Source organism: Streptomyces sp. NBC_00019 (genome assembly GCF_045041015.1).
Lineage (GTDB): Bacteria > Actinomycetota > Actinomycetes > Streptomycetales > Streptomycetaceae > Streptomyces.
Genome location: NZ_CP108302.1, coordinates 10,813,739 through 10,826,126, shown reverse-complemented (window position 1 = coordinate 10,826,126; position 12,388 = coordinate 10,813,739). Strand labels below are relative to the sequence as shown.

Here is a 12,388-nt window from a genome sequence, read left to right as displayed (position 1 = left end):
GGTCAGTCCACCGCCCGGTGGGCGGCCGCGACGATGTCGGGGGTCTGCGGCAGGGCGGCCTCCTCCATCTGACGGGCGTACGGCATGGGCACCTCCGCGCTGCACACCCGCTCGACGGGCGCGTCCAGTTCGTAGAACGACTCCTCGGCGATACGGGCGGACACCTCGGCGGCGAAGCTTCCCGTCCGCCAGGCCTCGTCGATGACCACCGCACGGTGGGTACGGGCCACGGAAGCGGCGACGGTCCGGGCGTCATAGGGCCGGAGCGTGCGCAGGTCGATCACTTCGGCACTGATGCCGGCGGCGGCCAGCTCGTCCGCCGCCGCAAGGGTCTTGGGCAGCGATCCTCCGTACGTGATCAGCGAGATGTCGGTGCCGGGCCTGCGGACCGCTGCGGTGTCCAGGTCAACGGGCGCGGTGGCCGGGAGGAGTTCGCCGGAAACGTTGTAGAGACTTCCGTGCTCGAAGATCAGGACCGGGTCGGGGTCCGCGAGCGCCGGGGCCAGCATGTGGCGTGCGTCCTCAAGGGTGGCGGGGGTGAGGACCCGGATGCCGGGGATGTGCGCGTACCAGCCCTCCAGGCTGTGCGAGTGCTGGGCCCCGAGCTGCCGTCCGGCACCTGTCGTCATGCGGATGACCAGGGGCACGGCCAGTTGGCCGCCCGACATGTGCAGCAGGGTGGCGGCGTTGTTGAGGATCTGGTCGAGGGCGAGCAGGCTGAAGTTGACGGTCATGATCTCGACGATCGGCCGCAGCCCGGCCAGGGCGGCGCCGATGCCGGCGCCCACGAACGCGGACTCCGACAGCGGGGTGTCGCGGACGCGTGCCGGACCGAACTCCTCCAGCAGGCCGAGGCTGACGCCGAAGCCTCCGCCGTAGCGGCCCACGTCCTCGCCCATCAGGAAGACGCGGTCGTCGGCGCGCAGGGCGTCCCGCAGCGCCTCGCGCATCGCTTCCCGGTAGGTCGTCTTCGCCGCCTGCGGCCGCTCACCGTCGCCCATGGTCAGCTCACCTCCGCCGAAGCGCTGGTGACGTGGTGCAGGAGATGCTCCACCGGTTCCTCGGGCGCCTGCTCGGCCGCCTCCACGGCGCGGTCGACCTCGGCGGCGACCCGGCGCTCGATCCCGGCGAGCGCCTCGTCGACCGGCTCGCCGTCCTCGCGCATGCGGTCGAGAAGCCGGGTGATCGGGTCCCGCTCCTTCCACCGCTCGACCTCCGCCTTGTCGCGGTAGCGGTCCGGGTCGTACATGGAATGGGCGCGGAACCGGTAGGTGCGCAGTTCGAGGAAGTGCGGCCCGGCACCGGACCTGACGGCCTCCGCGGCCCGTCGTGCGGTCTGTTCCACGGCCTCGACATCCATGCCGTCGACGGCCCATGCGACCATGCCGTACGAAGCGGCCCGCATGGCCAGGTCGGTCTGCGCCTCGTGCCGCGCCAGGGCCGTGCCCATGGCGTAGAGGTTGTTCTCGCAGATGAACAGCAGGGGAAGTCGCCACAGGGCCGCGAGGTTCGCCGTTTCGTGGAACTCTCCCTCGGCGAAGGCTCCGTCACCGAAGAAGCAGCAGGTGACGCGGTCCTGTCCGCGCATACGGTCGGCGAGCGCGAGGCCGGCGGCCAGCGGGAGTCCACCGGCGACGATCGCGTTGCCGCCGTAGAAGCGCCGGCTCGCGTCGAACAAGTGCATGGAGCCGCCCCGGCCGCCGCTGCACCCGGTCGCCCTGCCGTACATCTCGGCCATGATGGCCTCGGCCGTGATCCCGCGGGCCAGGGCGTGGCCGTGCTCGCGGTAGGTGGCGACGACCGCGTCCTCGGACGTGAGGGCCTCGTTGACGCCGACGGCTACGGCCTCCTCGCCGATGTACAGATGAACGAAGCCGCGGATCTTGGTGGCGCTGTACAGCTCGACGCACCGCTCCTCGAAGCGCCGGATGCGCAGCATGGCCTCCAGCAGGTCCGTCCGGTGCCCGTCGGCCGAACGGTCGGACGGAGATCCGGCGCCCGCCTGCCGGCTGGTCTTCGCGGCCTTCTTGCCGGTCTTCCGGTGAGCCGTGTCCTTGCGTGCGCCGGTGGGGCGGGCCGGGCTCATGAGGATCCCTCCAGGGTGGACAGGTCGCCCGTGGGCAGGCCGAGTTCGCGTGCGCGCAGCAGACGGCGCATCACCTTCCCGCTGCGGGTCTTGGGCAGGTTCTGGTCGAACGCGACCTCCCTGGGTGCGACGGCGGGCCCCAGCTTGCGACGGCCGAAGGCGAGCAGTTCCCGCTCCAGCTCCGGAGTCGGCGGAACACCGGGGCGCAGCGACACGAACGCCTTGACGACGTTCCCGGCAACCGGGTCCGGCCGTCCGATCACCCCGGCCTCCGCCACCGACGGGTGCTCCATCAGCGCGCTCTCCACCTCGAACGGGCCGATCAGATGGCCGGCCGACTTGATGACGTCGTCGGCGCGCCCCACGAACCAGTACCAGCCGTCCGCGTCCCGGCGCACCAGGTCACCGGTCAGATACCAGCCGTCCGCGAACGCGGCGTCGTAGCGCTCCTCGTCGTGGAGATAGCCACGGAACATCGACGGCCAGCCCGGCCGGAGCGCCAACTCGCCCTCGACATCGGCGCTTCGCACCTGCCTGACCCGGCCGTCGGTGACCAGGGCCCGGCCGTCCTCGCCCTGTTCCAGCACGGTCGCCTCGACGCCGGGCAAGGGCCGCCCCATCGAGCCGGGCCGGATCTCACAGGCGGCGAAATTCGCGATCATGATGCAGCCGGTCTCCGTCTGCCACCAGTTGTCGTGCACCGGCAGGCCCAGCACGTCCTGGCCCCACAGGACGGCCTCCGGGTTGAGGGGCTCGCCGACGGAGGCGATGAAACGCAGGGCCGACAGGTCGTAGGAGCGCGGCAGGTCGTACGGGCCCTGGCGCGGTGTGGCGCGCATCAGCATCCGCAGGGCGGTCGGCGCGGTGTACCAGACGCCGACCCGCTGCTCGTCGAGGATCCGGTACCAGCGCCGGGCGTCGTAGTCCCCCTCGTCGACGACCACCGTCACGCCGTGGACGAGCGGGGCGATGATCCCGTACGACATGCCCGTGACCCAGCCGGGATCGGCGGTGCACCAGTACACGTCCTCGGGGTGCAGGTCGAGGGCGTACGCGGCCGTGGCGTAGTGGGCGACGACGGCCTCGTGGACGTGGACCGCGCCCTTGGGGGTGCCCGTGGTACCGCTGGTGAAGTGGAGCAGGGCCATGTCCCCGGGCGAGGTCGGCGGGATGGTGAAGGTGTCCGGGGCGGCGGCCATCACGTCGTCGAAGGAGACGGTGCCGGGCAGTTCCGCGGTGCCGGGCCCGACGATCAGGACGTGTTCCAGTCCGGGAACCGAGGTCCGCCGTTCGGTGACCTTGCGCCGGTACAGGGCCGCGGTGGTGACCAGAACACGGGCGTCGCCGAGCCGTAGCCGCTGCTCCACCGGGTCAGGACCGAAGGCCGAGAACAGCGGGCACACCACGCTGGTGTTCTTCAGGGTGCCCAGCACCGTGGTGTACAACTCGGGGCAGCGGCCGAGCAGGGTGAACACCCGGTCTCCGCGGCCGACGCCGAGTGACCGCAAAACGTTCGCGAAACGCGCCGAACGTCGGGCCAGTTCCGCGTACGTGACGGTGGAGACCGAGTCGTCCCGAGCCACGCACCGCAGGGCTGCCCTGTCCGCGTGGGCGGACGCCGCGTGCACGTCGACCGCCTCGTGGGCCATGTTGAGGCCGCCGCCGGGCAGCCCGGCCAGCTCGGTGCGCGCCTGTGCCCAGGTGAAGTCCGAGCAGGCTCGGTCGTAGTCGGCCAGACGGGGTGGGACGACCGATGTGGTGTCCTTGCGGATGGTTTCCCAGTGCATCGGTACTCCTCCCGGCTCTGCGTCCAATGGACCGGCCGGCCCGTCGGGCTCCTGCTTCCGGGCTCCTCTCACTCCTGGTGCAGCACGACCTTGAGGGCACCTGTGGTGGCGCCCTGCGAGAACACCTCGTAGGCGTGCTCCATCCGGTCAAGGCCGAAGGTGTGGGTGACCAGCTGGGAGACGGGCAGGCGTCCGAACCTCACCAGCTCCAGCAGCCACGGTGTGGAGGACGTGTCCACCTGACCGGTGCTGATCGTCACGTTCTTCCGCCACAAGGACTCCAGGTGCAGCGTGGCCGGTCTGCCGTGCGTCCCGATGTTGGCGATGTGGCCTCCCGCCCGGACGGCCTGGGTGCACAGGACGAAGCCGTCCGGTTCGCCCGATGCCTCGATGGCGACGTCGGCGCCCGGTCCCTCGGACAGCTCGGCGATCATCTTCCCCGGCACTTCGGCGGCATCGGCCCCCACGCGGGCGGCGGCTTCCAGCCGGGCGTCGGACAGGTCCACCACGATGATCCGGCGGGGTGAGTACAGCCGCGCGACGGCGACCGTGGCGAGACCGACGGGACCCGCGCCCACCACGACGACAAGGTCTCCAGGGCCGACGTGTCCGTTCCGTACCCCTACCTCGTAGGCGGTGGGGAGGACCTCGGCGAGCAGAAGCGCGTCGTCGAGCGGGATCGCGGGAGGCCGTCGGAGGGTGGAGTGGTCGGCGAAGGGGACCCGCACGAACTCGGCCTGGGTTCCGTTGATCTGGTTTCCCAGAATCCAGCCACCGCCCCCGCGACACTGCCCGCGCATGGTGTCTCGGCACGCCTGGCAGCTGCCGCAGGACGAGACGGACGACACGATCACCTGGTGGCCGGGGCGCAGGCCGTGGACATCACGGCCGACCTCCAAGACCTCACCCACGGCTTCGTGGCCGAGCACCGTCCCCGGTTTCACCCCGGGGAGGTCTCCTCGCAGAATGTGCAGATCACTGCCGCAGACGGTGGTGGCGTCGACGCGCACGATCGCGTCGGTCGCCTCCACCATCGCGGGGTCCGGGGCGGTGTCCCAGGAGATGTGGTCCGGGCCGTGATAGACGAGCGCTCGCACGGTACTCACTCCCTCGCTCCCCCACCTCCACGGTCACCCCGGCGGAACACCCCGGCAACACGGACCGCCGCGTCGTCCTGCATCTCCCGTCAGTCCGGCTCCATGTAGGGGCGGCGGAAGACCGGGGCCTGGCCGGTGCCCCAAGGACGTACGGCTGCCAGCGCCCGGGCGACCGCGGACTCCAACGGGCCGCTGGTGTCGACGGCGACGGCCTCGGGCCACGCGGGTTCCCTGGCCGCCATGGCGGTGGCGATGTCGACGTCGGCGTCGGACGGGCCGGAGGCGCGCGTGCTCAGGCGGGCCGCCGACACGTCGTCCGGGACGTGGCAGTGCAGGGCGACCACGTCGGCGCTGGTACGTTCGGCCACGCGCTGTGCCGCTTCACGCTGTGCCGTGTCCCACCAGGTGGCGTCCAGGACGACCGACTCACCGGCGGACAGCAGCGCGGCCGCCCGGTCGAGGAGGGTGGCGTAGGTTCTGGCGGTCCACTCGGGTGTGTACAGCCCTTCGCCGTAGCCGGCCGCCGCGGACTGCTCCGCGGGAATGCCCGCCAGTTCCTTGCGGACGCGGTCGCTGCTGAGGAGGGTGACTCCCAGCCGGTCGGCCAGGGCGCCGGAGAGGGTGGACTTCCCGCTGCCCGGCAGCCCTCCGACGACGGTCAGGCCGACGGCGGAGGTGCGCAGGTGGCGCAGCGTCGTCGAAACAAGCCTTCGTGACGCCGCCTCCGCGCCCTGCGCGCCCTGGCGGGCCTGGATCAAGGAGACCTTGGCACGGACGAACGCGCGGTAGGCGACGTAGTGGTGCCACAGCGACGCGGGAGCCGGATCACCGGAGTACTCGCTGTACTGCGCGAGGAAGTACGCGGCGGCTTCCGGGGCGCCGAGCTGTTCCAGGTCCATGGCGAGGAAGGCGGCGTCGTCCAGACCGTCGACGTAGCGCAACCGGGCGTCGAACTCCAGGCAGTCCAGGACACGGGGGCCGTCGTCGAGGCAGAAGATGTCCTCGGCAAGCAGGTCACCGTGGCCGTCGACCACCCGCCCTTGCTCGATACGGGACGCGAACAACCGCTCGCGGCCTGCGAGAAAGCGGCGCACCAGTTGTTCCGTCTCCGTCATCCCCTCGGGCACCGAGCCGTCGTCGGCCAACGCGTGGATCTGCGCGAAACTGGCCTCCCACCGCGACGACAGGGCGTCCCGCGTCCCCTGCTCGTCCACATCCCGGCCACGGGGCGCGTCCGCGTGCCACGCGGCGAGGCGCCGTGCAACGGCCCTCAGGACGTCGTCCGGGACGGCCCCTTCTCGTACCAGGCGGGAGAGACGCCGGTCCGCGGGCATACGTCTCATCACCACGAGGGGTTCGGGTGCTTCGGCGTCCGGGCTGCTGAATTCACCCAGGCCCAGATAGACGTCGGGGGCGAAGCGGCGGTTGAGAGTGACTTCGCGTTCGCACGCTGTCCGGCGTGCCGCGCGCGTGGTGTAGTCCAGGAATCCCAGGTCCACCGGTTTCTTGACCTTGTAGGCGCGGTCCCCGGCGAAGAACACGATCGCGGTGTGGGTCTCGCACACCTCCGCGCGCGGGGGCGGTGGCCCGTGGTGGCCGGGCTCAGTCATGGGGGACGACGGCGACCGGGCAGCGCCCGTGATGGATGGCGGCGTGGGCGACCGGACCCAGGTGGGGAGCCACACCGTGCCGGTGTGCACGCCGGCCGACAACCAGCAGCGTGGCGCCTTCGGCGGCCTGCACGACGGCCTTGGCGGGGCTTGCGAGACGGATGCTGTCGGCCACGTCCACCTGCGAGTACTTCTCGCGCCAGGGGCGGAGGGCCTTACTCAGCTCCCTCTGCGCGTCCCGCGTCATCTCTTCGGTGGCGGCGTGATCCACCCCCCAGGGCACGCGCGCGTGAAGCGGCACGCTTCGGCCGTGAACGGCCAGGAGCGGAACCCCTCTGGCCGCGGCGGTGTGGAACGCGAAGTCGAGCAGGTCGTCGGAGGATCCGCCCAGTTTCAGGGCCACGACCACCCGGCCCGCGGGTGCCGGATGTGCTCCCACCAGAGGGGTTTCGGCGCGGACCAGTACCACCGGCCGCTCCGCCCGGGCCACGACCGGCATGCTGACGTCGCCCAGGAAGTAGCTCCCGACGGGCTCCAGCCCCCGTGAGCCGAGCACGATCATCTCGGATTCCGACGCCGCCTGGAGCAGAGCGTCCTGAGCGTCGTCGGCCACCAGACTCCCGACAATGGTCAGGCCCGGGTGACGGGCCTGCAGCTCGGCCCGCGCGGTGTGCACGAGACGCTTCGCCCAGTAGTTCTGATCGACCTCGGCGGAGGCGTGGGCGGGTTCCGGCGCGAGCAGGGGCCACGCGTGCAGCAGGCGCAGCGTGACCCTGCGCTTCTCGGACTCGTCGGCGGCCCAGCAGGCGGCGGCGAGACTCTCGGGTGAGCCGTCGAGGCCCACGGTGACAACTGGCTGCATGGCGGCGGCCTCCGTCTCGTACGAAGCTGGATACGACGGTGGGTGACGGTGAACGAATCCGATGGCGCGCATGCTCCGGACGTCGCCGACATGCCGAGCGCGGTGCTTCTCTCCTTCGAGGAGTACCCCAATCCCCGCCCCGGCGCATGTGGAGCCGCGGCGTGGGAGGCCAGTCACGTGGCACCCGTCACGAGAGGAGACAGGCGCTGTGGCGATTCCCCTGGTGGTCGGCATCGATGGGTCCGAACCAAGTCTGGAGGCGGTGGACTGGGCCGCCGACGAGGCGGTCCGGCACAGCGTGCCGCTCCACCTCGTGCATGCGGCGGCCGGTGACCGCGAGCCGTCCGACGTGATCAGTGCCGCCTCGAAACGAGCCAGGAAAAGAACTCCCACGGTGCAGCTGTCGAGCGAGGTGCTGCACGAGGACGCCGCCGCTGCCCTCCTCGACAAGGGACGCAACGCCTTCGCACTGGTGCTCGGCTCCAGAGGGCTCGGAGACCTCGCCGAAATGCTCCTGGGCGCGGTCACCCTGGCCGTGGCAGCCCGGGCGGACTGCCCAGTCGTCGTGGTGCGCGGTGCCGCTGAGCACCGGGACGGCCGCTTCGGAAACATCGTCGTCGGTGTCGAGGAGGGGGAGGGCAGCGGCACAGCCTTGCAGTTCGCGTCGCGGGAGGCTCACGCGCGGAGCTGCCGGCTGACAGCGGTGCACGCCTGGAATCCGTCATCCAGGGCTCTCACCACGCGGCCGGCTCCGTCGTGGTACGCCATGGAAGCCCATCGGCGCCCGCCGTCCCAGGTCCTCGACGACGCCCTGCGCGGACTCGCGGAGCGGTATCGCGACGCCCGTGTGAGCTCCAGGGTGATCGAGGGCCCGGCCCGCCGAGCGCTCCTGGACGCGGCGTCGGAAGCGGACCTGCTGGTCGTCGGCGCCCGCAGGCGCCACGGGCACCCGGGCCTGCAGCTGGGCCTGATCAATCACGCACTACTGCATCACGCGCCGTGTCCCGTCGCGGTCGTACCCCAAATTTGACTTCCTCCTCCTCGTGAACGAGGAGGATCCCTACGGCTCACGCCGTGGGGGTTTCTGCTTCGTCGCCGACTGCCCGCCCGGAGAACTCCGTTGAGGTCTTACACCGGCTCCACAGACCGTCGCCGCCAGCCCGGCGGCCAGAAGGTTCTTCGCCGCGTTCACGTCCCGGTCATGGGCTATCCCGCAGGTCCCACACGTCCAGGCACGGACGCTGAGCGGCAGCCTCTCCCGCACACTGCCGCAGCCGGAGCACAATCGAGAGGAGGGGAAGAACCGGTCCACCGCAATCACTTCCCGCCCGTACCAGGCCGCCTTGTACTCCAGCATCGAGCGGAACTCACGCCAGCCCGCATCCGCAATAGCCCGGGCGAGCGGACGGTTCCTGACCATGTTGGTCACGGTCAGGTCCTCGATCACGAGCGTTTGATTGTCACGCACGAGCCGAGTCGTCAGCTGGTGAAGCAGGTCCCGGCGCCGGTCGGCGATCCGCGCATGGATCCTGGCGACCCGACGGCGGGCTTTACGGCGGTTGACTCCCTCGCCCTTGGCCTTGCGGGACAGCTCCCGCTGCGCCTTGGCCAGCCGGGCCCGGTCACGGCGCTCATGCCGGGGATTGGCGACCTTCTCCCCCGTGGACAGGGTCAACAGGTGGTCCAGACCGACGTCAATGCCGACCACCGCGTCCGTGGCGGGAAGCGGCTTCACGGACGGGTCTTCGCACAGGATCGAGACGAACCAGCGCCCGGCCGCGTCCTGGGACACGGTCACCGTGGACGGCTTCGCTCCCTCGGGCAGCGGCCGGGACCACACCACATCCAGCGGGTCCGCCATCTTCGCCAGCGTCAGCCGGCCGTCCCGGATACGGAATCCGCTGCTGGTGTACTCCGCCGACTTCCGCGACGTCTTCCGCGACTTGAAGCGCGGGTACTTCGCGCGCTTGGCGAAGAAGTGGGTGAACGCGCTCTGCAGGTGCCGGAGCGTCTGCTGCAGCGGCACCGACGACACCTCGTTGAGGAACGCCAGCTCCTCGGTCCGCTTCCACGCCGTCAACATCGCGGAGGTGGCGTTGTAGTTGACCCGCTCCTGGCGTGCCCACGCCTCGGTACGGGCGGCGAGCGCCAGGTTGTAGACCTTGCGGACGCAACCGAACGTCCGCAACAGCTCCGCCGCCTGCGCATCACTCGGATAGAAGCGGTATTTGAACGCCCGCTTCGCAGGGTGCACGGCCACGCCCACAACCTAGCCAGACCACAGGCAGGCATCAAACCTGCCGGTCAGGGCACTGGGATCCGCCCTGGCGGCGCATCCCACCTCTGTGCCCTGCTCCGCAGGAGTTTCGTTTCCTCCCCGGCTGAAGCCGGGGGTATCCGCGAAAGGATTCCGATGACCGACATGACCGCGGTCTACCGCAACGGGACCAGGCCGGAAACCGGTGGAACTGGGCCGAAAACCGGCCCGACAGGGACATTCGGCCCTGTACCCCGACCCCGCTGCCGGTCGAGGGTGGGAGCAGGTGGTGGGGGACGGCCGGCGAGCTGCTGGAGGCCGACTCATGAGCGCACCAGGTTCACCGTACGCATCCGGTCCGCCGTCCAGGCGCGGCGATCACGTGCCCAAGGGCACGAACTCCCTGAGCCGTATGTCCGACAGGTTCGAAGGCTGGTTCCGCCGCGTCCTGATGGTCGTTCTCGTCCTCGGGCTGCCGGCCGCCGCGGTCAGCGCGGGACTGACGGCGTACGAGGCGTCGATGCGCACCGTGCGAGCCCAGGCGGCGGAACGGCACCAGGTCACCGCCCTATCGACAACAGGCGTCAAGAACGACGACGACTGGGCGAAGCGACCGGCGCAGGTCCGCTGGACCGACACCGACGGTGTCGTGCGAACCGGAACGGCCCCCGTGAAGCCGGGAACTCCCAAGGGCGCCACCGTGCGTGTGTGGGTGACACGGGACGGAACCATCACCAGTCCGCCGGTAAACACTCTCAATGCGACGACCAGTGGCTGGATGGTGGGCGGTATGGCGGCGTTCGGCGTGGCCGCCGTCTCCTATGCGGCCTGGACGGGCATGCGCCTGGTCCTGGACCGCAGAAGGTACGCGCAGTGGGACGCCGAGTGGGACCTGGTGGAACCGCAGTGGTCCGCGCGCTTCCGCCGGTGACGAGCAGGAGGCCGGACGGAAGCCCAGGAGGTGACACCGATGTCGGATGCGACGACCACCGATCTGTACGAAGTCACGATGGCCATGTCCTACCTGCGGGAGGGGATGACGGGCCCGGCGACGTTCAGCCTCTTCGTCCGCAACCTGCCCGCTGAACGTGGCTTCCTGGTGGCGGTGGGGCTTGAGTCGGCACTCGACTACCTGGCCGGCTTTCATGTCGGCCCCGAGGACATCGACGCGTTCGCTTCCGCGCTGCACAGGCCGCCAGGGGACCTGGAGCCTCTGCTCGGCCTGACGTTCACCGGCCAGGTGCGGGCGGTCCCGGAGGGGCGGATCGTATTCGCGGGAGAGCCGCTGCTGGAGGTGACCGCACCACTTCCGCAGGCGCAGTTGGTCGAGTCGTATGTACTCAACCGACTCAGCCATCAGACGGCGATCGCTTCGAAGGCCGCACGCTGCGTGCTCGCGGCCGCCGGTCACCCGGTCGTCGACTTCTCCCTGCGGCGCACCCACGGCCCACAGGCGGGGTTCCAAGCCGCTCGTGTGGGTGCGATGGTCGGCTTCGCCGGGACCAGCAACGTGGCGGCGGCCACCGCTGAGGGCATCCCCGCCGTCGGCACGATGGCCCACTCCTTCGTGGAGGCGTTCGCCTCGGAGGAAGACGCGTTCCGCGCCTTCGCCCGGTGCCACCCCGGCCCGGTGACCCTGTTGGTGGACACCTACGACACGGAGGAAGGCGTCCGCGTCGCGGCCCGCGTCCTGCGGGACCTGGACCGCGGGCCCGGCTCCGCCGTGCGGCTGGACAGCGGTGACCTCGGGGCCCTGGCGGTACGGGCCCGGTCGATCCTTGACGACGCGGGTCTGCCGGACGTGCGGATCGTCGCCAGTGGTGGTCTCGACGAGTACGCCGTGGACGACCTCGTGCGCTCCGGAGCACCGATCGACACGTACGCCGTGGGCACCCGTGTCGGCGTGTCGGCCGACGCGCCGTACCTGGACTCCGCGTACAAGCTGGTCGAGTTCGACGGCCACCCGGTGATGAAGCTCTCGTCGGCGAAGGTGACGGCACCCGGCCGCAAGCAGGTGTTCCGCCGCCCCGGCTGCGCCGACGAGATCGCTCTCGCCGACGAGCAACCCCCCGACGACGGCGTTCCGCTGCTGCAGACGGTGATGCGGAACGGGCGGCGCACCGGCAGGCGGCCCACCCTCGACGAGTGCCGGGAGAGACTCGCCGCGGACCTGGGAGAGCTGCCCTCGGCCGCCCGCCGGATCCGAGCGCCCGTCGCGCCCCGGGCGACGACCTCCGAGCGACTGAGCGTACTCACGGCCCGCGTCCGGCAAGGCATCGAGGACCAGCTGGCAGCCGCCTCCGCACGGCAAGCCCCACAACGAGCCCCATCAGGATCGCATCGGTCCGTACCGAGGTGAGGAGGAAAGTGATGCCGCATACGTTGGAATGGACGGTTCGTCTTCATCTGTTCGAGGACGACGCGGGAACGACGAAGGCACATCTGATCCTGGACACCGGCACCACAGAACTCACCGGTCACGGGACCGCGCACTGCCATCCGGCGGATTCGAACGTGCCGGAGATCGGTGACGAACTGGCAGCGGGCCGGGCCATGAACAACCTGGCCGGGCAGCTGCTGAAGACCGCCGAGCGCGACATCGAGGGCATGGGCGTGCCGCGGCCACACGGCCGGGAGGTCGCCGGGTGGCCCACGTGACCGACGGCGACACAGCGGCCCCCAAGGCAGA

11 protein-coding genes are annotated in these 12,388 nt (G+C 70.6%); 4 read left to right on the top strand and 7 right to left on the bottom strand.

What is annotated here, in order from left to right; translation table 11 throughout:
* Positions 1-2: 2 nt before the first annotated feature.
* The 6 genes from OHU89_RS50350 to OHU89_RS50325 all read right to left on the bottom strand — a co-directional run bounded on the left by OHU89_RS50350 (position 3) and on the right by OHU89_RS50325 (position 7,442).
* On the bottom strand, positions 3-1,001 hold the full coding sequence (locus OHU89_RS50350; RefSeq protein WP_405653498.1) for an alpha-ketoacid dehydrogenase subunit beta: 999 nt from the start codon (positions 999-1,001) through the stop codon (positions 3-5).
* Positions 1,002-1,003: 2 nt separating this feature from the next.
* On the bottom strand, positions 1,004-2,086 hold the full coding sequence (gene pdhA, locus OHU89_RS50345; RefSeq protein ID WP_405653496.1) for a pyruvate dehydrogenase (acetyl-transferring) E1 component subunit alpha: 1,083 nt from the start codon (positions 2,084-2,086) through the stop codon (positions 1,004-1,006).
* Positions 2,083-3,873 (bottom strand): acetate--CoA ligase, encoded by a 1,791-nt coding sequence (gene acsA, locus OHU89_RS50340; RefSeq protein WP_405653494.1) that lies wholly within the window; start codon positions 3,871-3,873, stop codon positions 2,083-2,085. The genes pdhA and acsA overlap by 4 nt, the downstream gene beginning before the upstream one ends.
* Before the next feature lie 68 nt (positions 3,874-3,941).
* Positions 3,942-4,970, bottom strand: coding sequence for an alcohol dehydrogenase catalytic domain-containing protein (locus tag OHU89_RS50335; protein ID WP_405655043.1), 1,029 nt, complete (start codon positions 4,968-4,970; stop codon positions 3,942-3,944).
* Positions 4,971-5,059: 89 nt separating this feature from the next.
* Positions 5,060-6,580, bottom strand: a complete 1,521-nt coding sequence (locus OHU89_RS50330) for an AAA family ATPase (protein ID WP_405653492.1) — start codon at positions 6,578-6,580, stop codon at positions 5,060-5,062.
* Positions 6,573-7,442, bottom strand: coding sequence for a universal stress protein (locus tag OHU89_RS50325; protein WP_405653490.1), 870 nt, complete (start codon positions 7,440-7,442; stop codon positions 6,573-6,575). Before OHU89_RS50325 ends, OHU89_RS50330 begins: the two co-directional genes overlap by 8 nt.
* A 208-nt stretch (positions 7,443-7,650) precedes the next feature.
* On the opposite strand from OHU89_RS50325, the gene OHU89_RS50320 reads away from it, so the two are divergent.
* Positions 7,651-8,472: a universal stress protein gene (locus OHU89_RS50320; protein ID WP_405653487.1), complete on the top strand. Its 822-nt coding sequence runs from the start codon at positions 7,651-7,653 to the stop codon at positions 8,470-8,472.
* Positions 8,473-8,502: 30 nt separating this feature from the next.
* On the opposite strand, the gene OHU89_RS50315 is transcribed toward OHU89_RS50320, so the two are convergent.
* Positions 8,503-9,702, bottom strand: a complete 1,200-nt coding sequence (locus OHU89_RS50315; RefSeq protein WP_405653485.1) for an RNA-guided endonuclease InsQ/TnpB family protein — start codon at positions 9,700-9,702, stop codon at positions 8,503-8,505.
* 409 nt (positions 9,703-10,111) lie between these two features.
* On the opposite strand from OHU89_RS50315, the gene OHU89_RS50310 reads away from it, so the two are divergent.
* Genes OHU89_RS50310 through OHU89_RS50300 form a run of 3 tightly spaced genes read left to right on the top strand, consistent with a single transcriptional unit; the run spans position 10,112 to position 12,357 of the window.
* Positions 10,112-10,630, top strand: coding sequence for a hypothetical protein (locus OHU89_RS50310; protein WP_405653483.1), 519 nt, complete (start codon positions 10,112-10,114; stop codon positions 10,628-10,630).
* A gap of 30 nt (positions 10,631-10,660) precedes the next feature.
* Positions 10,661-12,058, top strand: coding sequence for a nicotinate phosphoribosyltransferase (locus tag OHU89_RS50305; RefSeq protein ID WP_405653482.1), 1,398 nt, complete (start codon positions 10,661-10,663; stop codon positions 12,056-12,058).
* A gap of 11 nt (positions 12,059-12,069) precedes the next feature.
* A complete protein-coding gene (locus OHU89_RS50300) occupies positions 12,070-12,357 on the top strand; it encodes a DUF1876 domain-containing protein (protein WP_405653480.1) in 288 nt (95 codons plus the stop codon).
* Positions 12,358-12,388: the final 31 nt, after the last annotated feature.

Bases quoted from the DNA above. Each gene is read 5' to 3' on its own strand.
- OHU89_RS50350 (WP_405653498.1), bottom strand. From the start codon at position 1,001: ATGGGCGACGGTGAGCGGCCGCAGGCGGCGAAGACGACCTACCGGGAA.
- pdhA (WP_405653496.1), bottom strand. From the start codon at position 2,086: ATGAGCCCGGCCCGCCCCACCGGCGCACGCAAGGACACGGCTCACCGG.
- acsA (WP_405653494.1), bottom strand. From the start codon at position 3,873: ATGCACTGGGAAACCATCCGCAAGGACACCACATCGGTCGTCCCACCC.
- OHU89_RS50330 (WP_405653492.1), bottom strand. From the start codon at position 6,580: ATGACTGAGCCCGGCCACCACGGGCCACCGCCCCCGCGCGCGGAGGTG.
- OHU89_RS50325 (WP_405653490.1), bottom strand. From the start codon at position 7,442: ATGCAGCCAGTTGTCACCGTGGGCCTCGACGGCTCACCCGAGAGTCTC.
- OHU89_RS50310 (WP_405653483.1), top strand. From the start codon at position 10,112: ATGTCCGACAGGTTCGAAGGCTGGTTCCGCCGCGTCCTGATGGTCGTT.
- OHU89_RS50300 (WP_405653480.1), top strand. From the start codon at position 12,070: ATGCCGCATACGTTGGAATGGACGGTTCGTCTTCATCTGTTCGAGGAC.